Origin of the sequence: Burkholderia sp. BDU5 (assembly GCF_001522845.1) — a bacterium.
In the GTDB taxonomy this organism is placed as follows: Bacteria; Pseudomonadota; Gammaproteobacteria; order Burkholderiales; family Burkholderiaceae; genus Burkholderia; species Burkholderia mayonis.
This window is the reverse complement of sequence record NZ_LOWC01000078.1, coordinates 1-26749: the sequence shown is the minus strand read 5'-3', so window position 1 is coordinate 26749 and position 26749 is coordinate 1. Positions and strand designations below refer to the sequence as shown.

24 protein-coding genes and 1 pseudogene are annotated in these 26749 nt (G+C 66.5%); 14 read left to right on the top strand and 11 right to left on the bottom strand.

Annotated elements, in window-relative coordinates; all coding sequences use genetic code 11:
- Nucleotides 1-363 precede the first annotated feature (363 nt).
- From WS69_RS13830 to WS69_RS13815, 4 genes are all read right to left on the bottom strand, one after another.
- Nucleotides 364-1179 (bottom strand): helix-turn-helix domain-containing protein, encoded by an 816-nt coding sequence (locus tag WS69_RS13830; RefSeq protein WP_059471349.1) that lies wholly within the window; start codon nt 1177-1179, stop codon nt 364-366.
- A 21-nt stretch (nt 1180-1200) separates the two neighbouring features.
- Complete coding sequence (locus tag WS69_RS13825; RefSeq protein WP_059471322.1) at nt 1201-2169, bottom strand: proline dehydrogenase family protein; 969 nt, start codon at nt 2167-2169, stop codon at nt 1201-1203.
- Nucleotides 2166-2981 (bottom strand): acetoacetate decarboxylase family protein, encoded by an 816-nt coding sequence (locus tag WS69_RS13820; protein WP_059471321.1) that lies wholly within the window; start codon nt 2979-2981, stop codon nt 2166-2168. Before WS69_RS13820 ends, WS69_RS13825 begins: the two co-directional genes overlap by 4 nt.
- A gap of 272 nt (nt 2982-3253) precedes the next feature.
- Nucleotides 3254-3958: a YceH family protein gene (locus WS69_RS13815; protein ID WP_059471320.1), complete on the bottom strand. Its 705-nt coding sequence runs from the start codon at nt 3956-3958 to the stop codon at nt 3254-3256.
- 42 nt (nt 3959-4000) lie between these two features.
- On the opposite strand from WS69_RS13815, the gene WS69_RS33300 reads away from it, so the two are divergent.
- The gene (locus WS69_RS33300) at nt 4001-4195 is read left to right on the top strand and encodes a hypothetical protein (RefSeq protein WP_156438122.1); all 195 of its coding nucleotides are present in this window, start codon (nt 4001-4003) and stop codon (nt 4193-4195) included.
- Between the two features lie 133 nt (nt 4196-4328).
- A complete protein-coding gene (locus tag WS69_RS13810) occupies nt 4329-5501 on the top strand; it encodes a hypothetical protein (RefSeq protein WP_082716188.1) in 1173 nt (390 codons plus the stop codon).
- Between the two features lie 267 nt (nt 5502-5768).
- Here the strand turns inward: WS69_RS13810 and WS69_RS13805 are convergent, their stop codons facing one another.
- From WS69_RS13805 to WS69_RS13795, 3 genes are all read right to left on the bottom strand, one after another.
- Entirely contained in the window at nt 5769-6488 is a 720-nt protein-coding gene (locus tag WS69_RS13805; RefSeq protein ID WP_059471347.1) for a glutathione S-transferase, read from the bottom strand.
- A 224-nt stretch (nt 6489-6712) separates the two neighbouring features.
- The gene (locus WS69_RS13800; RefSeq protein WP_059471319.1) at nt 6713-7183 is read right to left on the bottom strand and encodes a cupin domain-containing protein; all 471 of its coding nucleotides are present in this window, start codon (nt 7181-7183) and stop codon (nt 6713-6715) included.
- Nucleotides 7184-7360: 177 nt separating this feature from the next.
- Nucleotides 7361-7975, bottom strand: coding sequence for an HAD-IA family hydrolase (locus WS69_RS13795; RefSeq protein ID WP_059471318.1), 615 nt, complete (start codon nt 7973-7975; stop codon nt 7361-7363).
- A gap of 189 nt (nt 7976-8164) precedes the next feature.
- Here WS69_RS13795 and WS69_RS13790 point away from each other — a divergent pair, with 189 nt between their 5' ends.
- The 8 genes from WS69_RS13790 to WS69_RS13755 all read left to right on the top strand — a co-directional run bounded on the left by WS69_RS13790 (nt 8165) and on the right by WS69_RS13755 (nt 16447).
- Nucleotides 8165-8869 carry a FadR/GntR family transcriptional regulator gene (locus WS69_RS13790; RefSeq protein WP_059471317.1) on the top strand — a complete coding sequence of 235 codons (705 nt, stop codon included), beginning with the start codon at nt 8165-8167 and terminating at the stop codon, nt 8867-8869.
- 40 nt (nt 8870-8909) lie between these two features.
- Nucleotides 8910-9830, top strand: a complete 921-nt coding sequence (gene ltnD / locus WS69_RS13785) for an L-threonate dehydrogenase (RefSeq protein ID WP_331457980.1) — start codon at nt 8910-8912, stop codon at nt 9828-9830.
- Nucleotides 9831-9852: 22 nt separating this feature from the next.
- A complete protein-coding gene (gene otnK, locus WS69_RS13780; protein ID WP_059471315.1) occupies nt 9853-11172 on the top strand; it encodes a 3-oxo-tetronate kinase in 1320 nt (439 codons plus the stop codon).
- Nucleotides 11169-11810: a 3-oxo-tetronate 4-phosphate decarboxylase gene (otnC, locus tag WS69_RS13775; protein ID WP_059471314.1), complete on the top strand. Its 642-nt coding sequence runs from the start codon at nt 11169-11171 to the stop codon at nt 11808-11810. Before otnK ends, otnC begins: the two co-directional genes overlap by 4 nt.
- A gap of 102 nt (nt 11811-11912) precedes the next feature.
- Entirely contained in the window at nt 11913-13235 is a 1323-nt protein-coding gene (locus tag WS69_RS13770) for an MFS transporter (protein ID WP_059471313.1), read from the top strand.
- An 80-nt stretch (nt 13236-13315) separates the two neighbouring features.
- A complete protein-coding gene (gene otnI / locus WS69_RS13765; RefSeq protein ID WP_059471312.1) occupies nt 13316-14092 on the top strand; it encodes a 2-oxo-tetronate isomerase in 777 nt (258 codons plus the stop codon).
- A gap of 27 nt (nt 14093-14119) precedes the next feature.
- Nucleotides 14120-15091 (top strand): D-erythronate dehydrogenase, encoded by a 972-nt coding sequence (gene denD, locus WS69_RS13760; protein ID WP_059471311.1) that lies wholly within the window; start codon nt 14120-14122, stop codon nt 15089-15091.
- Between the two features lie 663 nt (nt 15092-15754).
- Nucleotides 15755-16447: an aspartyl/asparaginyl beta-hydroxylase domain-containing protein gene (locus WS69_RS13755; protein WP_059471310.1), complete on the top strand. Its 693-nt coding sequence runs from the start codon at nt 15755-15757 to the stop codon at nt 16445-16447.
- A 401-nt stretch (nt 16448-16848) separates the two neighbouring features.
- Here the strand turns inward: WS69_RS13755 and WS69_RS13750 are convergent, their stop codons facing one another.
- From WS69_RS13750 to WS69_RS13735, 4 genes and pseudogenes are all read right to left on the bottom strand, one after another.
- Entirely contained in the window at nt 16849-17799 is a 951-nt protein-coding gene (locus WS69_RS13750; RefSeq protein ID WP_059471309.1) for a choline ABC transporter substrate-binding protein, read from the bottom strand.
- A gap of 100 nt (nt 17800-17899) precedes the next feature.
- The gene (locus WS69_RS13745) at nt 17900-18898 is read right to left on the bottom strand and encodes a GlxA family transcriptional regulator (RefSeq protein WP_059471308.1); all 999 of its coding nucleotides are present in this window, start codon (nt 18896-18898) and stop codon (nt 17900-17902) included.
- 104 nt (nt 18899-19002) lie between these two features.
- Nucleotides 19003-19905: a choline ABC transporter permease subunit gene (gene choW, locus WS69_RS13740; RefSeq protein WP_059471307.1), complete on the bottom strand. Its 903-nt coding sequence runs from the start codon at nt 19903-19905 to the stop codon at nt 19003-19005.
- A pseudogene (locus tag WS69_RS13735) lies at nt 19898-21277 on the bottom strand (quaternary amine ABC transporter ATP-binding protein); the annotation flags it as partial. The gene choW and the pseudogene WS69_RS13735, both read right to left, overlap by 8 nt.
- Nucleotides 21278-21991: 714 nt before the next feature.
- Between WS69_RS13735 and WS69_RS13725 the strand changes: the two are divergent.
- From WS69_RS13725 to WS69_RS13700, 4 genes are all read left to right on the top strand, one after another.
- Nucleotides 21992-22642: an NADPH-dependent FMN reductase gene (locus tag WS69_RS13725; protein WP_059471304.1), complete on the top strand. Its 651-nt coding sequence runs from the start codon at nt 21992-21994 to the stop codon at nt 22640-22642.
- 370 nt (nt 22643-23012) lie between these two features.
- Nucleotides 23013-23228, top strand: coding sequence for a hypothetical protein (locus WS69_RS13715; protein WP_059471346.1), 216 nt, complete (start codon nt 23013-23015; stop codon nt 23226-23228).
- Between the two features lie 139 nt (nt 23229-23367).
- Nucleotides 23368-24267: a hypothetical protein gene (locus WS69_RS13710; protein WP_059471302.1), complete on the top strand. Its 900-nt coding sequence runs from the start codon at nt 23368-23370 to the stop codon at nt 24265-24267.
- Nucleotides 24268-25385: 1118 nt separating this feature from the next.
- The coding region (locus tag WS69_RS13700; RefSeq protein WP_269434744.1) for a YadA family autotransporter adhesin at nt 25386-26749 on the top strand (1364 nt) is incomplete at its 3' end.

Here is a 26749-nt window from a genome sequence, read left to right as displayed (position 1 = left end):
TGTAGATCGTCCTGTGTGGCGCAACTGCGGTATAAAGGCCAATCGATACGGTTTCCACGCCATGCGTTCGTCGACGCCTCCTGTTCCGCCCCTTGTGCGGCCCCTTGTGCCGCCGCGCTCAGCCAATCGGCCGACGGTCCGATGCTGCACGCTGCCCAGCTTCGCAGCGGCGACGTGCGCGTCACGCGCCGGCACTGGCACGCGTCATAGGGCCGGTCGATCGCAATTGCAAGTGCGAGGCAAATGCGCGTGCAGGCAAGTGCGAGTGCGGGTGCGGGTGCACGGCTTCGGCCCACCGGTCGCCCTGCTCTCGTTCGAGCGAGGAAACCAGCGGATAGATTCGCACGGCCGCTCGACCGGACGTCAGTCGCCGCCCGGCCCCACCGCCGATTTTCGCAACGCGCCCGGCGGCGCCCCATGAATGCGCTTGAACACGCGCGTAAGGTGCGCCTGATCCGCAAAACCCGTTGCGGCCGCGACTTCCGCGAGCGACATGCCGTCCCTCATCAGGGCCTTTGCCTTCGCGACGCGCCAATTGCGCAGCCACGCGTCGGGCGGCAGCCCATAGCGCCGCGCGAACTGCTTGCTCAACGTGGTCCGATGCATGCCCCAGCGTCGGGCGAGTGCATCCACGTCGGCTTTCGGCAGATCCTGGCGGCTCATCGACGCCTGCAACTCGGCGCACGCGTCGGCATCGGCCGCGACGGGCGTCGGTGCGCATTCGGCCACACCGTGCGCCATCAGCAGATCGAACAGCGCGGCGGACAGATCGGCCTTGCGCTCGGCATCCGTGAGTCCATCGCGCGTCAGCACGGCCGCCCATCGACGGCATGACGACGCGTCGGAAATCACGACGTCGGCAAACCGCACGGGGCCCCCGCAAGACACCGCCGCGTGAGCATCGAACCAATTCGTCTGGATGTACGCCATGCCGTACACGAGCAGACCGTCGGACGTTCCGCCGGTATGCACGGCGCGCGGCGGGATGACGACGAGGTCGCCCTGCCGGGCGACGTGGCGGACGCCTCGGCAGACGAACGTGCAATGCCCTTCCGCGATCGCGCCGACCGACCAGACGTCGTGAAAATGCGGCTCGAAATGGTAATCCTCGAGCGCGGCGGCCATGACTTCGCCCGGCAGTTCCGTTCCGCAATACCAGGTGAAACTCGAAATTCTCACGACCACTCCCCACCAAGCCGGTTAATCGATGCCGTAGCCGCCGTCGGCAAGCGAGCGGACCAGCAGCCACGCATTGCGCGGATTCTCGCCGACCCGGCGAACCGCGTAGGGCCACCAATCGTTTCCGAACGGCAAATAGACACGCACCTGGTAGCCCATCCGGCGTAGTTTAAGCTGCCAGTCGGTTCGCACGCCGTACAGCATCTCGAACTCGAATTGTTCCGGCGCCCAGCCACCGCGCGCCGCGCATTCGATGATCCGCGACGCGAGCCTGTCGTCGTGCGTGCCGAAAATCGGATAGAACCCGGCGTCGCGCGCGTCGCGCGACAGCATCAGGCGCGCCGCGTCGTCATAGCCCCGGTCGATGGCCTCGCTCCCTCGATGATCGTGCGACGCGGACTCGGGGAACGCGCCCTTCACGAGCCGTACCGCCGTGGGCTGCCTGACGAGGCGCGTCAAATCGTCGTACGTGCGCAGGCGGCGTCCCTGCAGTGTGACGGCGACTGGTAGGCCGTCCGCGCACAGCAACCGATGGAGTTCGCAGGTCCGGTCGAGGATCGACAGATCCTCCATGTCGAGCATGACCAGATTTCTGCCGCCGGGCCGCGCCGCATGCCGCGCGGCGCGCCGCGCGATCCGTCGCGCGTTCGCGGCGCCGTACGCATCGCTTTCCATGAAGCCGATCGCGGTCGGATCGATCGATACGTGCACGTCGAGCCCCGCGCTTGCGAGCGCATCGATCGCGGCGAGCGCCTCGCTCACGTTGATCTCGATCGCCGAGCGCTCGACCACGTATTCGCCCAGGTAAAACAGCGACGCACGGATGCCGTGCCGGTCGAACAGGCGCGCGGCCGTCGCGACCGCCGCGTCGGCATTCGCGCCGCCGACGAAACGCGTCGCGAGCGCGCTCCGCGCGGCGGCGGCGCGCATGATGCGCGAGACGACCGCGTTGCGCGCGAGCGAGATCATCGCATTTTGCAGCCGGCTCATCGCGCCGGCCTCGTGTAGTCGTCGGCCACGTGAACGTCGTCCACGGTCAGCGAGACCGTCATGCGAAAGCCCCGTCCGACGGTCAAGGGCCGGAAAGCGGCAAGCTCGAGGCCGGGATGATCGAAGAAGGTCAGCGACGCGTCGCCCACCATCGGATTTTCGATCGACACGTTGCGGGCGCGCAATCGCGCGAGTTCGTGAACGGAAGGCTGATCGTGCCGGCCGGCGCTCAGGCGCGGGAAGTGGCGCACGTTGAAGGTCGACGCGAAACCCGGATCGGGCAGCCGGTGGCTTTGCCCCTGCAGCGTGATCCGCGCGTCCGCGACGCGACGATCGCGAAACGTGAGCGTCGCGCCGAAACGCCCGCCCGCAGACAGGGCCGGCGACGCCGGCGAGCGCGCGCCGTAGCTGCGCGTCATCCCTGTGCGCCCGAATTGCTTGGGCCAGCCCTGAATCAGGCCACGCATCATCGCGAGATCCTGATCGACCCAGATGTACGGACAGTACGACACGCACTCGCCGTCACGCTCGCAAGCCATCAACAGGATGGTTTCCTTGTACTGACTCACGACCGGGTCGAGGTATTCGAAACCTTCGTCGGTGGCGAACTGCCAGTCGCAAAAATAGATCGCGCAACGGCCGGCGCGCTCGCCGCTCGCGGGCGCGAGGCCGTCGGGCAGGTAGGCCGCGACGGCCTCGGCGTCCGCCTCGAATTCGATCGCGAGACATTCGCCCGCATAGTGCCAAGGCGGCCGAGGCGCAAGGGACGAGCGTCCGGCCGGTGTCAGGGGGGTGGAATAACCTTGCAGCATAGCGCCTCCTTGGGATGAGGCCCCCAGTATCGGAAGCGGCGCGCGGTGCGTCTTGAATGCCAGTGACGCCTGACGCCTGGCGTTTGGCGTTTGGCGTTTGGCTTGACGTCGATCGTCACGACGCGTCGGCGCGGCGGGCGAATTGAAGCGTCCTGCGGCGTTCGGAAGCGACGGATGCGTGTCGAGACATTCAGGCTCGCCGGCCGTCTCGCCGCCGGACCGCGGCGAGACGGATCATCGCGCGCGGCGGCCCTCGCCGCGCCCTTCGCCGCTTACGACTCGCGCGTGAACTTGTCGGCGTCGATGCCCAGTTCGGCGGCCATGTGCTCGACGAACGCCCTGAGACGGGCCAGCTCCGCCGCCAATTGCTTCTGCTCGGCTTTCAGCGCTTCGAACTCCGACGGCGGAACCGCATCGTCGTGAGCGCCGCGCTCGGGCACCTCATCCGGAATCACGTCGCCGCACAACAGATGCATCCACCGGCTTTCCCGCTCGCCCGGCGCGCGGTGCAGCTTCACCACGAGCCGCGGCGTGCGCGCCGCGAGTTCGTCCAGGAACGCCTCGACCGACGAGATGTCGGCGAAGCCATGCAAGCGCGCGCTGTTCAGGCGCAGCTCCGCGCCCGTCTGCGGGCCGCGCAACAGCAGCATCGTCAGCAACGCGGCCGCCTGGCTCGGAATGCCGAGCACGCGATTCATGTTGTGCTCGAAGCGCGGCACGCGGCTGCTGCTTCCTTCCGACGCCAGACTGAGACGCTTCAAGCCGTCGATGGCCGTGAGCACCTCGGCTTCCGTGACGCTCATCACCGGCGATCGAGCGGTTTTCTGGTTGCATCCGGCCGTCAATGCATTGAGCGACAACGGATACGTGTCCGGAACCGTGTGCTGCTTCTCGATCAATACGCCGAGCACGCGCGCCTCGAGGGGCGTCAGCGCGCGAATGGCCGGGCGTTGGAAAGCGTCGGGAGTGGAGTTCATAGGTGACGTCGCTACGTGCTGCTCTTGTGTTGAAATCGGCTCGTGAACCAGCCGGAAAACCGGCGGGCGAATCAAATGATAGCCGGGCTCGGCGCAACGGATAATACCGCGTGCGGTCGACGCAAGCGGGCGGCGCCCTTCGGCGAACGCGTCGACCAGATGCGCGGCTTCTCCGGCCGCGAAGCAGCGGCGCAGCGACTGCACGCACGCATCGATTGGCACATCGGGATGGAATAAGAAAGAGGCGCTGTTCGTTTATGCCGAGCGACCATGCGCGCGGCGTTTCGCCGCAGGCAGTCGTTGCTCCCGTCAATTGCGCTGTCAGGCAATCGGGCTGATCTCTCCACGTCTCGAAAAATGGAGTCACGCCATGAAAGCTCTGCGTCATGTTTCCTCCCCCGACCCGCCCTCCCGCATCGCAGGCCCGCCGACGTTCGCGCGCGCGTATCGCGCCGTCGCACGCGGCCTGCGCAATGCCGCATGCGGGGCCGGCATCGTCGCGCTATCGTCCGCTCTCGCATGGGCGGGCGGCAACGAAACGATTCTCCCGCCGTCTTCGATGACGACATCGACCGTCCCCGCGAACGGCGACGTCAATCCATACGGCATCGCCTTCGTGCCGAGCGGCGTGCCGTCGTGGAGCACGCTGAAGCCGGGCGACGTCGTCGTCTCGAACTTCAACAACAAATCGAATCTGCAAGGCACCGGCACGACGATCGTGAAACTCGTTCCCAACGCCGATCCGGTGACCTTCTTCCAGGGCAGCAACCTGGGCCTCACTACCGCGCTCGCGGTGGTGAGGAGCGGCTTCGTGCTCGTCGGCAACCTGCCGACGACGGACGGCTCGACGATCGCGTCAACCGGCTCGCTCCTCGTCATCAATCCGCAAGGCAGGCTCATCAAGGCGCTGACGAATCCCACGCTGCTGGACGGGCCGTGGGATCTCGCGGTGATCGACCGGGGGCAACGGATCACCGCGTTCGTGTCGAACGTGCTGAACGGCACGGTGACGCGGCTCGACATGACGATCGGCGACAACGGCGTCATGGTGATGCCGAGCTCGCTCGTCATCGCGTCGGGTTATCTGCATCGAACCGATCCCGCGGCGCTCGTCGTCGGCCCGACGGGCTTGGCATACGATTCGACCCGCGACGTGCTGTACATCGCGTCGACGGGCGACAACGCGGTGTTCGCGATTCACGGCGCCGCGTCGACGACGCGCAACAACGGCGTCGGACGGATGATCTATTTCGACAACGTGCATTTGCACGGACCGCTCGCACTGGCGCTCGCGCCGAACGGCCATCTGGTCGTATCGAACGGCGATGCCGTCAATCCCGATCCGAATCAACCGAGCGAAATCGTCGAGTTCACGCCGGAGGGACGATTCATCGCACAGATGCAGGTCGATTCGGTGCCGGGGGCTGCGTTCGGTCTCGCGTTCGGCATGAGCAGCAGCGGGCAGCCACAGTTCGCGGCGGTCGACGACAACACGAATACGGCAACCGTCTGGGCGTTGCGCAGCAAAGACAAGGGCGACTGAAGGTCCGGTCGCAGCGGGCCGCCGGTAGCAAGGTTTCGTGCCGGCGGACAGCGGCCGGCCACTCAAGCGGATCGCGCTGGTTGAAAGCCACGGTGAGGTATCGATGCACGCGATCGCGTGTCGCGCCATCGCGACCGAATCGGCGGCATCGGATTGCGGGAGAAACAGCGATGCGGGATTCGCGATGGCTCGCGCCGGCCAGTCGGGAATGGGCGGATTATCAACGTAGGAAGCGTGCCGGCCGAGGCGCGGCCTTTTCGGCATCGCTCATCGATCCAGTTCGGCGTAGTGCCGGAATATCCCTTCTTCGTTGAACGGAATGCGCCGATCGGACGCCAGATAGCGCGCGATCGGCGCATGCTCCGCCACCCTGCGGTGCAGTTCGATCAGCCCGGCGTGCTTTCGTTCGATGCGGGCCATCGCGTTCGGGAACGCGTAGCGCAGGCCCTCGATCAACTGGAATATCGACAGATCCGCGTAGGTCAGATCGCTGCCGGCCATGTAACCGCTCTTGTGCGGGTTGTGGGCGAGCACCTTGCCGAAATAGCCGAGGAACTTGGGCAGGCGATGCTCGATGAAATCCTCCGCCCGCATCGCCGCTGCCGCCTTTTGATCCTCGTAATACAGGCCGCTCGCGATCGGATGATGGGTGTCGTGGATCTCGACGACGAAATCGGACACCGTCAACTGCAACTGGTGCACCCACTGCCGCCCGGCCTCGTCCCGCGGCGCGAGGCGATGCCGGGCGCCGAGGAACAACAGGATGTTGGCGGTCTGTCCGACGATCTGGTCGCCGGCCTTGAGAAACGGCGGCGCAAACGGCAGGCATTCAGCCGATGTGCTCTCCATCAGGCGCATCATCGCCGACACACCTCGCGACGATTCGCGCGCCACATCCACGTATTCGGCTTCGGCCGCTTCGAGCGCCAGCCGCACGAATTCGCCGCGGCCCTGGATTTCTGGCCAGTAGTAAAGCTCGTAGCGCATGCTGCCCTCCATGAGGCATTTTTCCATTTTACGCGTGGGGTCAGCGCCCGGATTCGCCCCGAAAGCGACATCCCGCTCGCCTTGAACACGGAAACTCTGACACCCCCGCGGTCATATGTTCGAGAACCCGGAGAGCAGTCATTCGTCATTCATGCGGCAAAGGCACACGAACACCCGTCAAGTCCGAAAACCAGCCCATTGCCGCGCGATGCCCTCCTGACATTTCACACCGCCCCACCACCCTCCAACTCGACATACCCCTCCACTTCCCCCGCCACAAAAAGCCGCTTCCCGACCCGCGGATAATCACAGACATCATGCTCCAACCGCTGCCCGGCGGCGATGAACACAAGCGGCACGTCCCCCGAATTCTTCAGCACATGCGCGGGCCCGCATCGTGCAAATCCCAGAAAATCCCCCGGCCCGACCGGATACACCCGTTCATCGATCGTCGCCTCCCCATATCCGGACAAGACGTACACGCACTCCTCTTCGTAAAGATGCCGGTGATACTCGGACGATTCATGCCCCGGCATGATCGTGATGATGAGAAACCCGAACTGCGTGATTCCGGTCTTGTCGCTCAACGGCTTCTTCAAACGGACCGCGTTTTCGTTCAGCGAATGAACTGAGCGCACCGCATCCATTGCATCGATATCGGCCGCTTTCAGCAATTCCGGAGGGTTGTTCGACATGATTTATCTCGCTCGAATGGGGATAAGATTGATCTGAATGAAACAATCGCGCTCGACAAGCCGCGCCATAAAACGCAAACCAACGCAAGCCGACGCAACTCAACGCAGCGCAAGCACACGCACAAACGCCGCCCAGGGCCACGCAAGCACGCGCGCCCGCCGACCACCACCGCACATCTAAACCAGTTGCCGCTTCTCCAGCTCTTCCGCCAGCGCATCCGTACTCACGAACTTGCATCCCAGCAGCCCCGCGTTCACCGCGCCTTCGACGTTGGCATCGGCGTCATCGATGAAGAGCGTCTCGTCCGCCGACGCGCCGAGCCACCCGACGCATCCCAGATAAGCCCGCGCATCCGGCTTCGCCGCGCCGAACGTCGCCGACGGATAGACGTCCGCCCCGAAGACCCGCGCGACAGGAGGATTCAGATAATCGATGTAATCGGTGACGAGCCGGCAGTTGTTCGTCAACACCGCAATCCGGCTGCGTTGCGCGACCCGCTCGGCAAGCGCGATCGCATCCAGGTTTGGCGTGATCGACGCCCTGCGCGCGATCAGCCAATCGTCGCGGCTCACCGGCGCGCCGAGCAGTTCGCCCAGCTCGGTCAAATATTGGTCGACGCCGATGAGCCCCGCGTCGGCGCGCGCCTCGAGGCCCGAGCCCCAGATCGCGTGGCGCACCACGTCGGGCGGCCGCCCCGTCAGGTCGGCAAGGCGCACGGTGCGCGCGGCGCGATCGTAGATCGACAGCACGCCCTCCATATCGAACAGGACCAGCTTGATCGGCTGCGTCATGCGGTCGGCCTCCCGTAGAGCGCCCGGAAGCGCCGATCCGCCAGCGGGCGGCGGGTTCCGGACGGCGGACAGTCTCTATTCTGCTAGCCCGGCGCCGTTTCGCCAAAACCCGCTTCCCGAGGGTTATCCCGAATGCTCACCCAAAATCAAAGTTGTATGATGACCACATCACCTTACAAAATAAGCGCGATGTTCGAGAAAATCCCGACCCGGGCGATGAGCGACACGGTCGCCCAGCAGCTTCTGAAGCAGATCGAGATCGGCAGCTTCGCCGGCACCGGCAAGCTGCCGACCGAAGCCGTGCTCGCGCAGGAGTTCGGCGTGAGCCGCACCGTGATCCGCGAGGCGATCTCGCGTCTCAAGAACGAAGGCGTCGTCGAGCCGCGTCAGGGCAGCGGCGTCTACATCGCGCAGCACGCGGCGATCCGGCCGCTGCGAATCGATTATGCGGAGGCCGTCGAAGCGACTTCGCTGCCGCATCTGCTCGCGGTGCGCCGCGCGATCGAGGCCGAAGTCGCCGCCGAAGCCGCGCTCTGCCGCACCGACGAGGACATGGAAGACATCGACGCCGCACTCGCGAAGATCGACGACGCGGTCGCCGAAGGCCGCGATGGCGTCGCGGAGGACGTCGCGTTCCATCGGACGATCGCGAGCGTCACGGGCAATCCGTACTTCCTGAAGACCCTCAGCTTCCTGAACCAGTATCTCGAGGCGGGCGTCACGGTCACGCGTCGCAACGAGGCGACCCGCGAGGACTTCTCGCGGCAGGTGCGCGAGGAGCACGCGGCGATCGCCGACGCGATCCGCGCGCACGATCCGTCTGCGGCCCGCAACGCGGCCCGCGCGCACATGTACAACGCGGCCCGCCGTCTCGCGGAAGCCGGCATTTGCTGATCCGCGGTCCGCGAACGGCCACACGCCGCGCGAGGATCGCATCCCGAACGAATCGAGAAGAAGGTTGACCATGTCACGGAATGTTGGAGTCATCGGACTGGGCGCGATGGGCCTGGGCGTCGCCCGTTCGCTGTTGCGCGCGGGCTTTCGCGTGCATGCGTGCGACGTGCGCGAGAACGTGCTCGCCGCGTTCGCCGCCGAAGGCGGCGCGCGCTGTGCGACGCCCGCCGAGCTCGGCGCGCGGTGCGATGTCGTGATCACGCTCGTCGTCAACGCGGAGCAGACGGACGCGGTGCTGTTCGGCGAGCACGGCGCGGTGACCGCGATGAAGCCCGGCGGCGTCGTGATCTCGAGCGCGACGGTCGCGCCGGAGTTCGCCGTGCAACTCGGCGCGCGGCTCGCGGCGGCCGGCATGCTGATGCTCGACGCGCCCGTGTCGGGCGGCGCGGCGCGCGCGGCGTCGGGCGAGATGACGATGATGACGTCGGGTCCCGCCGCCGCGTACGAAGCGTGCGACGACGTGCTCGCCGCGATCGCGGGCAAGGTCTACCGGCTCGGCGACGCGCACGGCGCGGGCGCGAAGGTGAAGATCATCAATCAGTTGCTCGCGGGCGTGCACATCGCGGCGGCGGCCGAGGCGATGGCGCTCGGCCTGCGCGAAGGCGTCGATCCCGACGCGCTCTACGACGTGATCACGCACAGCGCCGGCAACTCGTGGATGTTCGAGAACCGCGTGCCGCACATCCTGAACGGCGACTTCACGCCGCTGTCGGCGGTCGACATCTTCGTGAAGGATCTCGGCCTCGTGCTCGACACGGCGCGCCGCAGCAAATTCCCGCTGCCGCTTTCCGCGGCCGCGCACCAGATGTTCATGAGCGCGTCGAGCGCGGGCCATGGCGGCGAGGACGACTCGGCCGTCATCAAGACCTTCCCCGGCATCACGCTGCCGGCGCGCCCCTGATTCTCCGGAGGTTTCTGTCGCCATGAACACCGATCAAGTCTCTCGTCCCCTGCTCGGCTGCATCGCCGACGATTTCACCGGCGCGACCGATCTCGCGAACATGCTCGTCAAGAACGGCATGCGCACCGTGCAGACGATCGGCGTGCCGGCTGCCGGCGCGTCGGTCGAAGCCGATGCGATCGTCGTCGCGCTGAAGTCGCGCACGATCCCCGCCGCCGACGCGGTCGCGCAATCGCTCGCCGCGCTCGAATGGCTGCGCGCGCAGGGCTGCCGCCAGTTCTTCTTCAAATACTGCTCGACGTTCGATTCGACCGACGCGGGCAACATCGGCCCCGTCGCCGATGCGCTGCTCGACGCGCTCGGCGGCGAAGACGCGTTCACGATCGCGTGCCCCGCGTTCCCCGAGAACGGCCGCACTGTCTATCGCGGCCACCTGTTCGTCGGCGATGCGCTGCTGAACGAATCGGGCATGGAGAACCATCCGCTCACGCCGATGAAGGATGCGAACCTCGTGCGCGTGTTACAGCGGCAGACGCCGTCGAAGGTCGGCCTGATCCGCTACGACGTGATCGCGCTCGGCACGTCCGCCGTGCGCGAGACGATCGACACGCTGCGCCGCGAAGGCGTGCGGTTTGCGATCGCCGACGCGCTGACCGACCACGATCTGTACGTGCTCGGCGAAGCGTGCGCGGACCTGCCCCTCATCACGGGCGGCTCGGGCGTCGCGCTCGGCCTGCCGTCGAACTTCCGGCTCGGCGAGCTGCTGCCCGAGCGCGGCGACGCGGCCGCGCTGCCGAAGATCGACGGCGCGTCGGCGGTGCTCGCCGGCAGCGCGTCGAAGGCGACCAACGCGCAAGTCGCCGCGTGGCGCGTCGAGCGCCCCGCGTTCCGGATCGATCCGCTCGCGGCCGCGCGCGGCGAGCCCGTCGTCGAGCAGGCGCTCGCGTTCGCACGCGCGCATCTGCCGCAGCCGGTGCTGATCTACGCGACCGCCGCGCCTGACGAAGTGAAGCAGGTTCAGCAGGCGCTCGGCGTCGAGGCCGCCGGCCATCTCGTCGAAACGACGCTCGCCGCGATCGCGCGCGGGCTGCGCGCACTCGGCGTGCGCAAGTTCGTCGTCGCAGGCGGCGAGACGTCCGGCGCGGTCGTGCAGGCGCTCGACGTGAAGTTGCTGCGGATCGGCGAGCAGATCGACCCCGGCGTGCCCGCCACCGCCACGACCGGAGGAAGCTCCCGCGGGACGCTCGACGCCGAGCCGCTCGGTCTCGCGCTCAAATCCGGCAACTTCGGCGCGACCGATTTCTTCGACAAGGCGCTGCGCGCGCTGGAGGGCGCGGCATGAGCACCGCCGAAGCGACACTGCGCGAACAGATCTGCGAGATCGGCGCGAGCCTCCATGCGCGCGGCCATGCGCTCGGCAGCGCGGGCAACATCAGCGCGAAGCTCGACGACGGCTGGCTCATCACGCCGACCGACGCGTGCCTCGGCCGGCTCGACCCGGCCGGCATCGCGAAGGTCGACCTGAACGGCAACGCCGTGTCCGGCGGCAAGCCGTCGAAGACGCTCGCGCTGCATCGCAGCATCTACGCGCGCAACGCCGACGCGCGCGGGATCGTCCACACGCATTCGACGCACCTCGTCGCCCTCACGCTCGCGGGCGTCTGGAGCGAAGCCGACGTGCTGCCGCCGATCACGCCGTACTACGTGATGAAGGTCGGCCACGTTCCGCTCATTCGCTATCGCCGTCCGGGCGATCCCGCCGTCGCCGCCGAGGTCGCGGCGCTCGCCGATCGCGTGCGCGGCGTGCTGCTCGAACGGCTCGGCCCGGTCGTCTGGGGCCCGTCGGTCGCGCACGCGTCGTACGCGCTCGAAGAGCTCGAGGAGACCGCGCGCCTGTGGCTGATGACGAATCCCAAACCCGAGCCGCTCGACGACGCCGCGCTGAACGAGCTGCGCGATGCGTTCGGCGCGCGCTGGTAACGCAGTCCCGCCCGCCGTGTGCGCGGGCCAACCCGCCAGCACACAACGAAACGCACCGGCCGCGCGCGCGGCCGGCGTCGATAACTCATGGAGACACCGGAAATGATTCCCAGCCCAGCAGCCGCGGCACGGCCGCTCGACACGGCCGGACAGGCCGAGCTCGACCTGACCTACAAGAAAGTGTTCTGGCGCATCGTGCCGTTCCTGATGCTCTGCTACGTGGTCGCGTATCTCGACCGCGTCAACGTCGGGTTCGCGAAGCTGCAGATGTCGCAGGATCTCGCGTTCAGCGAAACCGTGTTCGGCCTCGGCGCGGGGATCTTCTTCCTCGGCTACTTCCTGTTCGAGCTGCCGAGCAACATGCTGATGCACCGGATCGGCGCACGCATCTGGATCGCGCGGATCATGATCACGTGGGGCCTGCTGTCCGCGCTCTTCGCGTTCGTGAAGACGCCGACGCAGTTCTACGCGCTGCGCTTTTTGCTCGGCCTCGCGGAAGCGGGCTTCTATCCGGGCGTGATCCTGTATCTCACGTACTGGTTCCCGACGCACCGCCGCGCGAAGATCATCGCGGTGTTCATGTCGGCGATTCCGGTGTCGGGCATCTTCGGCAATCCGCTGTCCGGCTGGATCATGGAACGGTTTCACGGCGGCGTCGGCTTCCACGGCTGGCAATGGATGTTCGTGATCGAGGCGGTGCCCGCGATCGCGATCGGCATCGCGACGATCCTCTATCTCGACAACAGCATCCGCGGCGCGAAGTGGCTGACCGAGCGCGAGAAGAAGCTGCTGATCGACGAGATCGAAGCGCAGCCGCACGAGCGCAACAAGCACGCGCACTCGCTTTCGACGGTGCTGCGCGATCCGCGGATGTGGTGGATGTCGCTGATCTACTTCACGTTCGTCACCGGCCAGTACGGACTCACGTTCTGGATGCCGACGCTCGTCAAGTCGACGGGCATCACCGACACGCTGCAGATCGGCCTCCTGAGCGCGATCCCGTTCGCGGTGGCCATCGTCGTGATGAACCTGTTCGGCCACAGCGCCGACAAGCGCCGCGAGCGCCGCTGGCACCTGATCGTGCCCGCGCTGATGGGCACCGTCGGCTTCGCGGTCGCCGCGTCGTACTCGCACAATACCGCCGTGTCGATCCTGTTCCTGTCGATCGCCGCCGGCGGCGTGCTGACCTGCGCCCCGCTCTTCTGGTCGCTGCCGACTGCGTTCCTCGCGGGCAGCGGCGCCGCGGCCGGCATCGCGATCATCAATTCGATCGGCAACCTCGCCGGCTTCGCGAGCCCCTATCTGATCGGCTATCTGAAGGACGCGACGAGCAGCACCGCATCGGGCATGTACGTGCTCGCCGCGATGCTCGTGATCGGCTCGATCGCCGTGTGGCTCACGCCGGCGAAGCTCGTCAACCGATAATCGATCGTCGGCGGGGCGGCGCACGCGTTGCGATACGCCGCCCCGCCGCCCACTCAACCTCCGGACCTGGAACCGACGCCATGCCACGCTTCGCCGCCAACCTCACGATGATGTATAACGAGCACGCGTTCCTCGATCGCTTCGCCGCCGCGGCACGCGACGGCTTCAAGGCGGTCGAGTACCTGTTCCCGTACGATTTCCCCGCCGCCGAGCTGAAAGCGCGCCTCGACGCGCACGGCCTCGTGCAGGCGCTCTTCAACGCGCCGCCCGGCGACTGGGCGGCGGGCGAGCGCGGAACCGCGTCGCTGCCGGGCCGCGAGGACGCGTTCAGGCGCGCGATCGACACCGCGCTCGACTACGCGCGCGTGATCGGCAACGACAAGATCCACGTGATGGCAGGCCTGATCGCGCCGACGCAGGATCGCGCGAAGCATCGCGACACATATCTGCGCAACCTCGCGCACGCAGCCGACGCGGCGCGCGCGGAAAACGTCACGATCGTCATCGAGCCGATCAATCCGCGCGACATGCCGGGCTTCTTCCTGAACCGCCAGGGCGACGCGCAGGCGATCTGCCGCGAGGTCGGCGCGCCGAACCTGAAGGTCCAGTTCGACTGCTATCACTGCCAGATCGTCGAAGGCGATCTCGCAACGAAGCTCAAGCGCGACATCGCGGGCATCGGCCACATCCAGATCGCCGGCGTGCCGGAGCGCCACGAGCCGGACATCGGCGAAATCAACTATCCGTATCTGTTCGAGCTGATCGACGCGCTCGGCTACGACGGCTGGATCGGCTGCGAGTATCGGCCGAAGGCCGGCACGTCCGAGGGCCTCGGCTGGCTCGCGCCCTACCTGTAATCCCGCATTCTCACGAGGCACACTTCGATGAAAGTTCTGATCACTGGCGGCGCCGGCTTCCTCGGCCAGCGTCTCGCGAAACAGCTGCTCGCGCGCGGCGAGCTGGCCGGCCCGAACGGCGCGCCGGAACGGATCGACGCGCTCGTGCTGCTCGACGTCGTCAAGGGCAACGACTTCGGCGATCCGCGCGTGACGACGATCGTCGGCGACATCGCCGAACGCGTCGTGCTCGACAGCGCGATCGACGCGCACACGCACGCGATCTTCCATCTCGCCGCGATCGTCAGCGGCCAGGCGGAAGCCGACTTCGATCTCGGGATGCGGATCAATCTCGATGCGTCGCGCCTGCTGCTCGACGTGTGCCGCGCGCGCGGACACCGGCCGCGCGTCGTGTTCACGAGCTCGGTCGCGGTCTACGGCGGCGCGCTGCCCGACGTCGTGCTGGACGACACGGCGCTCGATCCGCAGTCGTCATACGGCGTGCAGAAGGCGATCGCCGAGTTGCTGCTGTCCGACTACGCGCGGCGCGGCTTCGTCGACGGCCGCGTGCTGCGGCTGCCGACGATCAGCGTGCGGCCGGGCCGGCCGAACGCGGCGGCTTCGTCGTTCGCGAGCGGGATCATCCGCGAGCCGCTGAACGGCGAGGAAGCCGTATGCCCGGTGCCGGGCGACACGCGGCTCTGGCTGCTGTCGCCGCGCCGCGCGATCGAGGCGCTCGTCGCCGGCTGCGAGCTGGACGGCGCGAAGCTCGGCAACCGGCGCGTGATCAATCTGCCGGGGATCTCGGTGACGGTCGACGAAATGATCGACGCGCTGCGCGAAGTCGCCGGTGCCGACGCGGTGAAGCGGATCCGCCGCGCCGAGGACGAGCGCGTCGTCAAGATCGTCGGAAGCTGGCCGGGACGGTGGGACACGTCGCGCGCCGAGGCGCTCGGCCTGAAGGGCGATGCGAGTTTCGTCGACGTGATCCGCGGCTACATCGACGACGATCGGCGTTGAGTCCTGCGCCCGCCCGTCCGAGTCGTGCCGCGGGCGGGCGTATCGAATCGGTTCCAATCGCGCGCCCTCGTCCGGCATGAGCGATGCGGCGGCGGGCGATCCTCGCGCAGCGCGCCGATGACGCTCGCCGACGACGCTTTCCATGTCGCATGTCGCGCACGACCCGCCGGCATCGGCGCTTTCGCGGTCAGCCCGCCGACACCTTGCTCGGCCCGTCCCTCACCGCCGCGCTCACATCCGGCCCGTTCGACTCATCCCGAACCGAACCGGCCGGGATCGACGCTCGGCGCTCCCCGTCTTTACGCTACGCTGAATTACACCGCACCGCGCTGCGCTGCATTGCGCTGCGTCACGTCACTTCATGCCACGCCACGACGCGCCCGCGCCCGCGAGCTTACGTTTCACCCATCGCTCGCTTCCATGCGGCAAACGCACACGCGGCGCACGCGCCCGGCGTTACGCTTCGAAGGCCAACGCGACAGCGGCGCACGGCCCACCCGCCGCGCCGCGTCAAGCCCCGCGCCTGCGACACCGCCAGCATCCGCGCAGCAAGCCGCGTTTCGGACTATCGTTATAAGAATCCGGTCCTTGATTTCGCGCCGGTGTGCCACCGGACGACCGGACGAGCCGCGCGCGACGCGCCGGCTCGACGAACGCTAGGATATGGCTGCCATCTACGATTTCAGCGCGCGCAAGCTGCGCGACCTCTACGATCGACGGCTCCGCTGCGGCGCGGTGCTGGACACGGCCGCGCTGTTTCCGGACGCCGCGCGCTTCACGGCCGCGTGGCACGCGATCCGCGACGAGGCGCTCGCGGCGGCGCGCGACCTGAGCCGGATTCCGCGCTTCCACGAAATCATGCGCGAGCAGGCGGCGATCTCCGCGAACGACGCGCGCGACTGGCGGATGTTCATCATGCAGGCATACGGCGTGCGCTTCCCGCAGAACCTGGGGCGCTGCCCAACGCTCGCGTCGATTGTCGCGGCGTCGCCCGACGTGCTGTCCGCATCGTTTTCGTTTCTCGCGCCGGGCAAGCACATCCCGCCGCATCGCGGTCCGTTTCGCGGCATCCTGCGCGGCTATCTGGTGCTGTCGATGCCGACACGCGCGGACGGCGCGCCCGCCGCCGTCCTGAAGATCGACGGCCGTGACTACCGGCTCCACGACGGCCAGTTCCTGCTATGGGACGACACGTTCGAGCACGAGGTCTGGAACGAGAGCGACGCAGTGCGGATCGTGCTGCTGCTCGACATCCGCCGCCGCGACCTGCCGCCCGCGCTCGCGCTGCTGTCGGGCGCGCTGATCCGGCTCGTGCGCGTCGCGATCCGGTTGCGCGGCGGCGCGATTCCGGTCTAGCTCGCTCGCGCGCCGGGTCGAATGCACGCCGTTCGCCGCTACGGAATCGCAACGAGAATCCCGCCGGACAACTGCCTGAAGCACCCGTGACGCATCTTGCCGCGCCGATGCGTAAATATCGCGCATACCGCACGTGCGATGAAGATGAATGGAATGGCGCCCAACGCATCGGTTTGCAGCGCCCCGTTACCGCGTATACCGGCGCATGCGGGCGCATCCAAGAAAAACGTTCAGTTTTCTGCTTTCCCCCCCGCGAACAGGGAGCGGGCGCGCGATTGGCGCCGACGGGAGGGATCGACCGGCGAAACGAACGACAGCCCGCTCGACGGCCGGCTCGATGAAAAACCCGGCCGACGAGCGCGCGCCGCGCGGGCCGCACGCCTGCGCAGCGCCTGCCGCGCTTACTGAATGCCAAGATAATGCCTGACGGCCGGCAGGCCCGGCTTGCCGTCGAACGTCGTCACGCCGGCGAGCCACTTGTCGAGCGCCTGCGGATTCGCCTTCAGCCACTCGCTCGCCGCCTTGTTCGGATCTTCCTTGTTCATGATCGGCAGCATCACGTGGTTCTCGATCGACGTCGTGAACTGCAGGTTCGACACGAACTTCGCGACGTTCGGGCAGCGCGCCGCATAATCGGGCGGCGTCGCGGTCAGCACCTTCGCTTCGCCGTAGTTCGGGCCGAACACGTCGTCGCCGCCGCTCAGGTAATCGATCTTCATCTGCACGTTCATCGGATGCGGCTCCCAGCCGAGGAACACGATCCACTGCTTGTCGCGGATCGCGCGGTTCACCTCGACCAGCATCCCCGCCTCGCTCGACTCGACGAGCTTGAACTTGCCAAGGCCGAACTGGTTGCCGTCGATCATCTTCTTGATGAGCGCGTTGCCGTCGTTGCCGGGCTCGATCCCGTAGACCTTGCCGTTCAGCTTGTCCGCGAACTTCTGGATGTCGGCGAACGACTTCAGGCCGCCCTGGTACACGTAATCCGGCACCGCGAGCGTGTACTTCGCGCCCGTCAGGTTCGGCGCCGCCAGCACCTTGATCGTACCCGCCTTCGTGAACGGCGCGATCATCGGATCCATCGTCGGCGACCAGTAGCCGAGGAACACGTCGATCTGCTTGCTCTTGATCCCGGCGAACGTGATCGGCACCGACGCGATCGTCTTCGTCGGCGTGTAGCCGAGTCCGGCGAGCATCGTGGACGCGAGCCCCGTCGTCGCGGCGATGTCGGTCCAGCCGACGTCCGCGAAGCGCACTGCCTTGCAGGTCGACGGATCGCCCGCCCAGGCGCTCGCGAGCGGCGCAGCCGCAATGGCGAGCCCGCAGGCCGCCGCGATCAGATTTCGCTTCATCGTGCTTCTCCTCATCAACAAAGATGTCGTCAACATGGGATCGATTCGTTGCTTGAACGCGCGCCGCGATCCCGGCGGCCACGCGTTTCGTTCGATGCGCTCAGCGCACCGGCACGCGCCGCTCGTGGCTCGGCGCATGGCCGAACTGCGCGCGGTACGCCTTGCTGAAATGGCACGGCGAATGAAAGCCGCAGATCGTCGTCACGCGCGCGATCGACGCATCGGTCGTGCGCAGCAGATCGCGCGCGCGTTTCAGGCGCAGCGTCAGGTAGTAATGCGTCGGCGACACGTTCAGATAGACCTTGAACATGCGCTGCAGATGCCGCTGCGACAGCCGCACGAGCCGCGCGAGCTCCTCGAGCGACAGCGGCTCTTCGATGTTCGCCTCCATCAGCCGCACGACCTCGATCAGCTCCGCGCGCGAGAAGCCGACGCGCGCGTCGACCGGAATCGGCTGTGGATCGGTCGCGCCGCGAATGCGTTCGAGAATGAACTGCTCGGATACCTGCGCGGCGAGCGGCGGCCCGAGCCGCGCGCCGACGAGGTTCAGCATCAGGTCGAGCGGCGCGGTGCCGCCCGTGCAGGTCAGCCGGTCGCGGTCGACGACGAACAGCTCGTCGGCGAAGCGCACTTGCGGAAACTCCGCGTGCAGCGCCGACAGGTTCTCCCAGTGCACCGCGCACCGGTAGCCGTCGAGCAGGCCGCACGCCATCAGCGCGTATGCGCCCGTGCAGATGCCACCGAGCGGCACGTCGCGCGCGGCGAGCGCCGCGAGCGCGTCGCGCACCGGGGCGTCGACCGCCTCGCGAATCCGGATCCCGCCGCAGACAATCACCACGTCGGGCGGATCGTCGACGTCGAGCCTCTGCGTCGGCCGCACCGCGATCCCGTTGCTCGCGCGCACGGGCGCGCCGTCGAGCGAGAAGATCGACCAGCGGTAATGCTCGGCGCGCGCGACGTAGTTCGCCATGCGCAGCACCTCGACCGCGCTCGTGAACGCGATCATCGAGAAATGCGGCAACGTCAGGAACCCGAAATGCGCGACCGGGGAAACCGGCTCGGCGCAGGCGGCGGGTGCGGCAGCGGCGGCGGACGTCACATCGTTCTCCGGCGAACGGGTGGCACGAAGCCGCTCCGGCGGCGCAACGCCCGCCGGAGACGACTCGATGGATCGATTGGCGAAACGAAGGAAGAGGGAAAGCGTCAGGCCTGCGCGACCGACGAGCGCGAGCGCGGACCGAACAACTGCCTGAAGCCGGAGAAGAGCGGCGCTTTCACGGCGCCCGGCGCGCGGCCGAAGCTTTCGGTGATGCGGTCGAGGATGATCGCGAGCAGCACGACCGACAGGCCGCTTTCGAAGCCGAGGCCAATGTCGAGACGCTGGATGCTCGCGAGCACGTCGTTGCCGAGGCCGCCCGCGCCGACCATCGACGCGATGATCACCATCGACAGCGCCATCATGATCGTCTGGTTCACGCCCTGCATGATCGACGGCAGCGCGTTCGGAAACTGCACCTTGTAGAGCAGCTGCCACGGCGTGCAGCCGAACGCCTGGCCCGCTTCGACGATCTCGCGGTTCACGTGGCGGATGCCGAGGCTCGTCAGGCGCACCGCGGGCGGCATCGCGAAGATCACCGTCGACAGGATGCCCGGCACGCGGCCGAGGCCGAACAGCATCGCGGCCGGAATCAGGTAGACGAACGCGGGCATCGTCTGCATCAGGTCGAGGACCGGACGCACGATCGCCGCGACCCACTTGCTCTTCGCGGCCCAGATGCCGAGCGGAATGCCGAGCACGAGGCTCACGATCGTCGACGACAGCGTGAGCCCGAGCGTGACGATCATCTGATCCCAGAAGCCCGTCGCGAAGATCAGGAACAGCGCAAGCGCGGTGAAGATCGCGAAGCGCCAGCCGACGCGCCAGAGCCCGACGCCGATGAAGAGCGCCATCATCGCCCACATCGGCACGGCCTGCAGCCCGTGCTCGACGAGCGCGGCGAGTCCTTCGATCGCGCGGCCGATCGCATCGAACGTCTTCGCATCGTGGTCGAGCAGATAGTGAACCGACTGGTCGACCCAGCTACCGAGCGGAATGAGTTCAGACATGGGAACCTCGCGAACGCGTAATGGCTTTCAGAAGCACGGCCCGATCGACCGAGCCGCAATAACAGCCGTCGTCGTCGACGACGGGCAGCGCATGCGGATGCGCGACGACGCGCTCGACGACGTGGTCGAGCGTCGCATCGCGCCGGATGCTCTCGACCTGGCGGACGTTCGGCGTCGCGCTGTTCAGCGCGTCGCGCGTGACGAAGCCGCGAATCTTGCGCGCCTCGTCGAGCACGAATGCGTACTCGGCGCTGCCGTTCAGCGACGCGGCGACGTTCGTCGCGTCGAGCTTCGACACGAGCGGCACGGCGCCCGTCAGCATCAGGTCGCCCGCCGTCAGATAGCGGCTCGTGTCGATGCCTTCGAAGAACGCGCGCACGTAATCGTCGGCGGGGTTCGCGATGATCTCCTGCGGCGTGCCGACCTGCACGAGCCGGCCGCCTTCCATGATCGCGATCCGGCTGCCGATGCGCAGCGCCTCTTCGAGATCGTGCGACACGAACATGATCGTGCGGCGCTGCTCCTTCTGCAGTTGCAGCAGCACGTTCTGCATTTCCTTGCGCTTCAGCGGATCGAGCGCGGAGAACGCCTCGTCCATGATCATCAGCGACGGGTTGACGGCGAGCGCGCGCGCGAGGCCGACGCGCTGCTGCATGCCGCCCGACAGCTCGGCGGGCAGCTTGTGCGCGAACTGCGCGAGGCCGACCTGCTCGAGCACGCCCATCGCGCGCCGCTCGCGGTCCTTGCGGCTCATGCCGCCGACCTCGAGGCCGAACGCGGCGTTCGACAGCACCGAGCGCTGCGGCATCAGCGCGAACGACTGGAACACCATGCTCATGTCCGTGCGGCGCAGCGCGGTCAGCTCGGAACGGCGCACCGCGGCGACGTCGCGCCCGTCGATCAGCACTTTGCCGGCGCTCGGCTCGACGAGCCGGTTGACGAGCCGGATGAGCGTCGACTTGCCGGAGCCGGACAGGCCCATCAGCACGAAAATCTCGCCCTCCCGCACGTCGAACGATACGTTGTGCACGCCGACCACCTGGCCCGTGCGCGCGAACACGTCGTCCTTCGTCGCGCCCGCGGCGAGCATGTCCAGCGCTTGCCGCGGATTGCTTCCAAACACCTTGCACAGACCTTCGACTACGACCTTCGGGGCATCCATTGCAACGTCTCCTCGTGTAGCGGGGAAATACGCCGTCACAGCGTGCCTACATGGTTGCTAGAAAAAACCCCGTGCAGCCGACGAATTACGACAAACGCTTGCGCAAATACGACACGCTCGGCGCACCGCAACAATGGTGCGGCGCACCGAGCGCGCGACGCCGCCGCGCCGTCGCTCCCGGCCCGCGCGCGCCGACTCGCGCGGCCACCGCGTTGCCGACGACTTTCGGCGGCGAAAACAGCGCCTGATAGTCGACATAGAGGGGGTTGCCGTCGAGTTTTACGCCGTTCGCGTAAATCGGCACGATCGACTCGAGCTTGATGCCCGTCGCGCCGGGCACGGGCGTGATCGGCACGCTGGGCCGCGGCAGCAGGCCGAAGGAGTTCGCGCGCCCGGTGATCTTGAGCTGACGCGACGAGTAGTAGCTCACTTTGACGTCGGCGAGACGCGCCCCCGGATACGCGAGGATGTAGCGATTGAACAGCGTTTCCAGCACGTCGAACGACACCATGATCTCGCCGTTGGCGATATACAGATCGAAATCGTCGAGTCTGTCGAAATCGACCACCGTGTGTGCACGCTTCGATTCGAGCCAGCCGTCGAGTTCCAGCACGTGAAATCCGAGATCCCCGCTCATTCCGCGCGCTCGCGCAGCCACAAAAAAAGCCCCGCCGACATTCCAACCGGCGGGGCCAACCCATGTCAGAGAAGTTCTCATGGAGGAGACGGAAGCGATCATATCGACCCGCCCACCGCATCCCAACCAAGCATTTCTGCTATCCAATTGCGCCGCGCGCGACGCCGTTCAACCGTCCGCCGGGCATATCGATAGAACGAAAAGTCGTTTCCCGGACGCCGATTGGATCGCTACCATGCAACTTTCCGCCTGCTGAAATCAGGCTCCGCATCCTCAAGGAGCGCACTTTGACCGCATTCGATCAACATCGCCGGCCGTTCATCGTCGGCATCGGCGGCACGACCCGCGCGGCTTCGTCGACCGAGCGCGCGCTCGGCTTCGCGCTGCGCGGCGCGCAAGCCGCGGGCGCCCGCACGCGCTTGTTCGACGGCCCGTTCCTGCATACGCTGCCGCACTACGCACCCGAGCGGCGCGCGCTCACCGATGCGCAGCGCGAGCTGATCGACGCGGTGCGCGCGGCCGACGCGATCATCATCGCAACGCCCGGCTACCACGGCGGCGTGTCCGGCCTCGTGAAAAACGCGCTCGACACGCTCGAGGAGCTGCGCGCCGACGAGCGGCCCTATCTCGACGGACGCGCGGTCGGCTGCATCGTCACCGCATACGGCTGGCAAGCAGCGGGCACCGTGCTGACGTCGCTGCGCGCGATCGTCCACGCGCTGCGCGGCTGGCCGACACCGTTCGGCGCCGCGGTCAACACGCTCGAAACGCGCTTCGAAACGATCGACAGTTGTTCCGACACGAAGGTCGCGGCGCAACTCGAGACTGTCGGCGCGCAGGCCGCCGAGTTTGCGCTCGCGTTCGCGTCGCACCGCGCGGCGACTCGCGTCGCAAACGGCGGCGCGCCCGCATCGGTGCTGGAAGTCGCGGCAAGCTGAACGCACACGCGCGGCGCGCGCTTCGCTCCGATCGGCGCCCCGTCGCCCTGCCCGCGATCACCGAGATCATTCACTCGCGCTCCCCCATTTCAAGCCGCCCGATCGGCGAACGACGGCCGCCCTTCGCTCGACTGGCGCGTCTCTTCGTCGCAGCGCGCGGCCATCGCATCACCCGGCATCGACGGACGCCACGTCGATCGTTGACGCGTCCGGCGACGCGCAACGGCCCTCGCCGCCGCGCATATCGCCTCGACATGCGCGGTCATGACCATTCGCGTGCGCCGGATGATTTGCTTACGCATAAAGATTGGTTCACGCGCACGCGTCGATTGCTTACGCTGCACGCTCGTTCCATCTCTTCGCGATAGCCATGAACCATTCGATCCGCTACAAGGGCTACGAGGTCGCGCCCGCGGCGGCGCGCTTGCCGAACGGCCTGTTCGCCGCGAACCTCACGATCGAGAAGGCCGGCCCGGCGCCCGCCCACGCCTACTCGTTCGACGCAATCGATTTCTTTTTCGACGAAGAGCACGCGCTCGCGTATGCGTTCCGCTGGGGACGCATCTGGGTCGACGCTCACTGTTGAGCGCGCCGCCGGCATCGGCCGGCGCTTCCGTCGCCTCCGCCCCACGCCAGCGGCGCTTCCGGCATCGGCCGCCAAAATACGTGATTCATCGAGCTATGTGAAAATCGGCAGCTCCTGACATCACGACACCAATCAAGCCATGTCTGACACGCTGCGACGAGAGCAAGCGGCGGATCACGCTATGCGCAACTGGGTCCATGAGAGTCGCGGCCCAGTGCAAATCGGTTCCGACACGCACAAGCAGATGTTCTGCCGAATGCTGCTCGACACCCACAACCCATACAAGCCGGCCGTCATCGACTGGCCTCCCCTCGAATCCGAAGCGCTTCGGCGCCTGACGTCGCTGCCCATCTGGGACATCGCCGTGCAGACTGAAAGTCGCGCATCGATCCGCGTAGCAACGTTCGCATCGACGGTGCGCGACCCGCTGCTGCGCGAAGCGCTCGACATGGACGCCGCCGAGGAGGCGCGCCACAAGGTCGTGCTGTCGAAGCTCGTGGGCGCATACGGAATCCGGCTCGCGCCGGAGCCCGCCTATCCGGCGCCGAGCGACGCCGAATGGGCATGGATGGTCACGGGCTTCAGCGAATGCATCGACAGCTTCTTCGCGTTCGGTCTGTTCCGCTCCGCGCAGCGCTCCGGCTATTTTCCGGAGGAACTCGTCGAGACGTTCGAGCCGGTGATCCAGGAAGAAGGCCGCCACATCCTGTTCTTCGTGAACTGGTTCGCCTGGTACCGGCGCAACCTGCCGTGGTGGCGACGGCCGTGGTTCTTCGCGCGCGTCGCGGCGGTGTGGGCGTTTCTGATCTGGGAACGAATCGGCATCGCGCGCGGGATCGACACCGACGGCGTCGCGCGCGACGCGAACTTTCCGGCCAACACCGCGGCGACGGTCGGCGATGCGCTCGATCCGCGCGATCTGATCGAGCTTTGCCTTTCCGAGAACGATCGTCGAATGGCCGGCTACGACAAACGGCTGCTGCGACCGACGATCGTGCCGCGGCTCGCGCGGTTCGCGCTGCGCTTCATCAAGAAGTGACGGTCCGCCTCGGCGCAGGGCGTCGTCGCGACTCGCCGCATCAAGACGGGCAAGCGCGCGACGATGCCAGCGGCGAACCGCCCGCCGCCGTCCGATGCAATGCGCCATCCCTTTACGACTGCTTCGAGATACACCGCGCGCATGCCGCAGCGCATGATCGAACTTCCGTATGAGCGCCCGTCGCACGCCGCAGTTGACGATGGTCGCAAAGCACTGCATTACGGCCGCCTGACGCCTAGCTAAAAAAGAGGCGCCCCCCAACCCTGGATCAGCAAAAAATACCTTTCGTGCCAGCCGCTCTGACTCTGCACGTCTGCGCCGTCGTGCAACGTCGGGCACATTTTCGTGCGCGTCTGGAAGGATTCGGCCGCATTCCCAGCGCGCGGATCGCCAATCCGTCAACCTGATAGACATTTGAAAGCGTATGACAAAGCGTTCCTGACCGGTAACGATTCCCTGCCATCCACCAGCAATGCGTAAATGCGCGAAAGAGATTTGGAAGTCTCTCCAAATTTGTTCCACATTTTGCACATGACGCGAGCAATTGATCGCGTGTCGCCTGATAAACCACCGGCGTCCGCCGGGCGCGGCACCGCACGATCCGGCGCATTGGCGAAGAGACATGCGCCATCGACTTTCCGGACACAAAGCCTGATTAAAACCAAATGCATTTCATCGAAATAAAAATTTTATTAATCAGTTAATCAATCGCAAAACAAACAAGCAGGATATCAATCGACAGATTCATTACAAACAGAAAGGCAAATATACGCGCAAACGTTTTCCGATGAATCAGCGTCTCTTTATGCTTGCCCGGGCAACTTCATCCAAGCCACCAATTCCGCCCTCCCCTTGCCACACGGCGCGCTACCAGCGCCCGTCAAATTTTCACCCATTCATTCGTATTACGTTTCTAATTAACATAAATTAACCAACCTCATAACATCCTCATCAAACTCTTTTTAAACATTATGCATTCTTATTTTGCAATTCTTTTAAGTTAAAAAAAACATCAATCAAATAGACTCCGCACACCAAATTTAAAAGCGCGAGCACGGACTCCCTGGTCAGACAAATAACTCTGCCGTGTTGCGCCAGTCCCCGGAGGCCTTTTTCGTATGAACCGCTCGTACCGCTCAATCTGGAATGAAGCCCTTGGCGCGTGGGTCGCCGCTTCGGAAATCTCGTCTGCCCGCGGCAAGCCGAACAAGTCGGCCGTCGCGAAAGCGGTCGTCGCCGCCGCACTGCTTACCGGCGGCAGCATCGACGTCGCGCAGGCGCAATACGCAGTGGGCGGATCGTCGACGTTCAGTTGCAGCGGGGCAGTCTGCGCGACAGGCACCCAGTCGATCGCGATCGGCGGGGGCGCTGGCAGCACGACCACCGCATCGGGCTCGACCGCGATCGCGATCGGCGCGAATGCGACAGCGTCGGGCAATTACTCGCAGGCATTCGGCCAGGCGTCGACCGCGAGCGGCAGCAGCGCGATCGGCATCGGCTCGGGCTCGAAGGCGCTCAACACCGGCGCGACCGCGGTCGGCAACGACGCGACGGCGTCCGGCACGAGCGCCATCGCGATCGGCGGCGGCAACAGCAGCGGCACGGGTGGCTCGGCGGCACTCGGAAACAACTCGATTGCGATCGGCCGATTCGCGAACACGACGGCGGCGGCGACGGGCGGCATCGCGATGGGCACGAGCTCGACGGTTTCGACGATCAACGGCATCGCGATCGGTAACGGCGCGCTCGCGACCAACACGACGTCGAATCCGGCGCTCGCGATCGGCAATCTGGCGTCGGCCACGAACACCAATGCATCGGCGCTCGGCAACGGCGCGCTTGCGAGCGGCTCGGCAGCCTCGGCGCTCGGCACGCAGGCGGTCGCGACGGGCAGCAACTCGGTCGCGGCGGGCGCCGGCGCGACGGCGGCCGGCACCGGCTCGGTCGCGATCGGCAACAACAGCTCGGCTGCGTACGCGAACAGCGTCGCAATCGGCGCCGGCAGCGTGACCGGCACGGCTGCGCCCACCGGCACCGGCTACCTGACGGGCAGTGCGGCGCCGCTGTCCGAAGTGTCGGTCGGCAGCTCGACCGCCCTTCGCCGCATCACGAACGTCGCCGATGGCTCCGCACCGCAGGACGCAGTGACGGTCTCCCAGTTGAGCACTGGCATGAGCACGACGGCGAGCAGCATCGCGAGCCTGTCGACGTCGGCGTCGACAGGCGTCAACTCGTTGTCCACGGGCCTGTCCACGACCAACAGCACTGTCACGTCGCTGTCCACGTCGACTTCGACCGGCATCGGTTCGTTGTCCACCGGCCTCTCGACCACCAACAGCAACGTCGCTTCGCTTTCCAGCGGCCTCAGCACCACCAACAGCTCGCTGACCTCGCTGTCGACCTCCACGTCGTCCGGCATCAGCACCGCGCAGAGCGGCGTCAACTCGTTGTCCACGGGCCTGTCCACGACCAACAGCACCGT

Excerpts from the sequence above, each read along its gene's own strand:
- WS69_RS13825 (WP_059471322.1), bottom strand. The coding sequence starts at position 2,169 with ATGAGCCGGCTGCAAAATGCGATGATCTCGCTCGCGCGCAACGCGGTC.
- WS69_RS13820 (WP_059471321.1), bottom strand. The coding sequence starts at position 2,981 with ATGCTGCAAGGTTATTCCACCCCCCTGACACCGGCCGGACGCTCGTCC.
- WS69_RS13815 (WP_059471320.1), bottom strand. The coding sequence starts at position 3,958 with ATGAACTCCACTCCCGACGCTTTCCAACGCCCGGCCATTCGCGCGCTG.
- WS69_RS13810 (WP_082716188.1), top strand. The coding sequence starts at position 4,329 with ATGAAAGCTCTGCGTCATGTTTCCTCCCCCGACCCGCCCTCCCGCATC.
- WS69_RS13805 (WP_059471347.1), bottom strand. The coding sequence starts at position 6,488 with ATGCGCTACGAGCTTTACTACTGGCCAGAAATCCAGGGCCGCGGCGAA.
- WS69_RS13800 (WP_059471319.1), bottom strand. The coding sequence starts at position 7,183 with ATGTCGAACAACCCTCCGGAATTGCTGAAAGCGGCCGATATCGATGCA.
- WS69_RS13795 (WP_059471318.1), bottom strand. The coding sequence starts at position 7,975 with ATGACGCAGCCGATCAAGCTGGTCCTGTTCGATATGGAGGGCGTGCTG.
- WS69_RS13790 (WP_059471317.1), top strand. The coding sequence starts at position 8,165 with ATGTTCGAGAAAATCCCGACCCGGGCGATGAGCGACACGGTCGCCCAG.
- otnK (WP_059471315.1), top strand. The coding sequence starts at position 9,853 with ATGAACACCGATCAAGTCTCTCGTCCCCTGCTCGGCTGCATCGCCGAC.
- otnC (WP_059471314.1), top strand. The coding sequence starts at position 11,169 with ATGAGCACCGCCGAAGCGACACTGCGCGAACAGATCTGCGAGATCGGC.
- WS69_RS13770 (WP_059471313.1), top strand. The coding sequence starts at position 11,913 with ATGATTCCCAGCCCAGCAGCCGCGGCACGGCCGCTCGACACGGCCGGA.
- otnI (WP_059471312.1), top strand. The coding sequence starts at position 13,316 with ATGCCACGCTTCGCCGCCAACCTCACGATGATGTATAACGAGCACGCG.
- denD (WP_059471311.1), top strand. The coding sequence starts at position 14,120 with ATGAAAGTTCTGATCACTGGCGGCGCCGGCTTCCTCGGCCAGCGTCTC.
- WS69_RS13755 (WP_059471310.1), top strand. The coding sequence starts at position 15,755 with ATGGCTGCCATCTACGATTTCAGCGCGCGCAAGCTGCGCGACCTCTAC.
- WS69_RS13750 (WP_059471309.1), bottom strand. The coding sequence starts at position 17,799 with ATGAAGCGAAATCTGATCGCGGCGGCCTGCGGGCTCGCCATTGCGGCT.
- choW (WP_059471307.1), bottom strand. The coding sequence starts at position 19,905 with ATGTCTGAACTCATTCCGCTCGGTAGCTGGGTCGACCAGTCGGTTCAC.
- WS69_RS13715 (WP_059471346.1), top strand. The coding sequence starts at position 23,013 with ATGAACCATTCGATCCGCTACAAGGGCTACGAGGTCGCGCCCGCGGCG.
- WS69_RS13710 (WP_059471302.1), top strand. The coding sequence starts at position 23,368 with ATGTCTGACACGCTGCGACGAGAGCAAGCGGCGGATCACGCTATGCGC.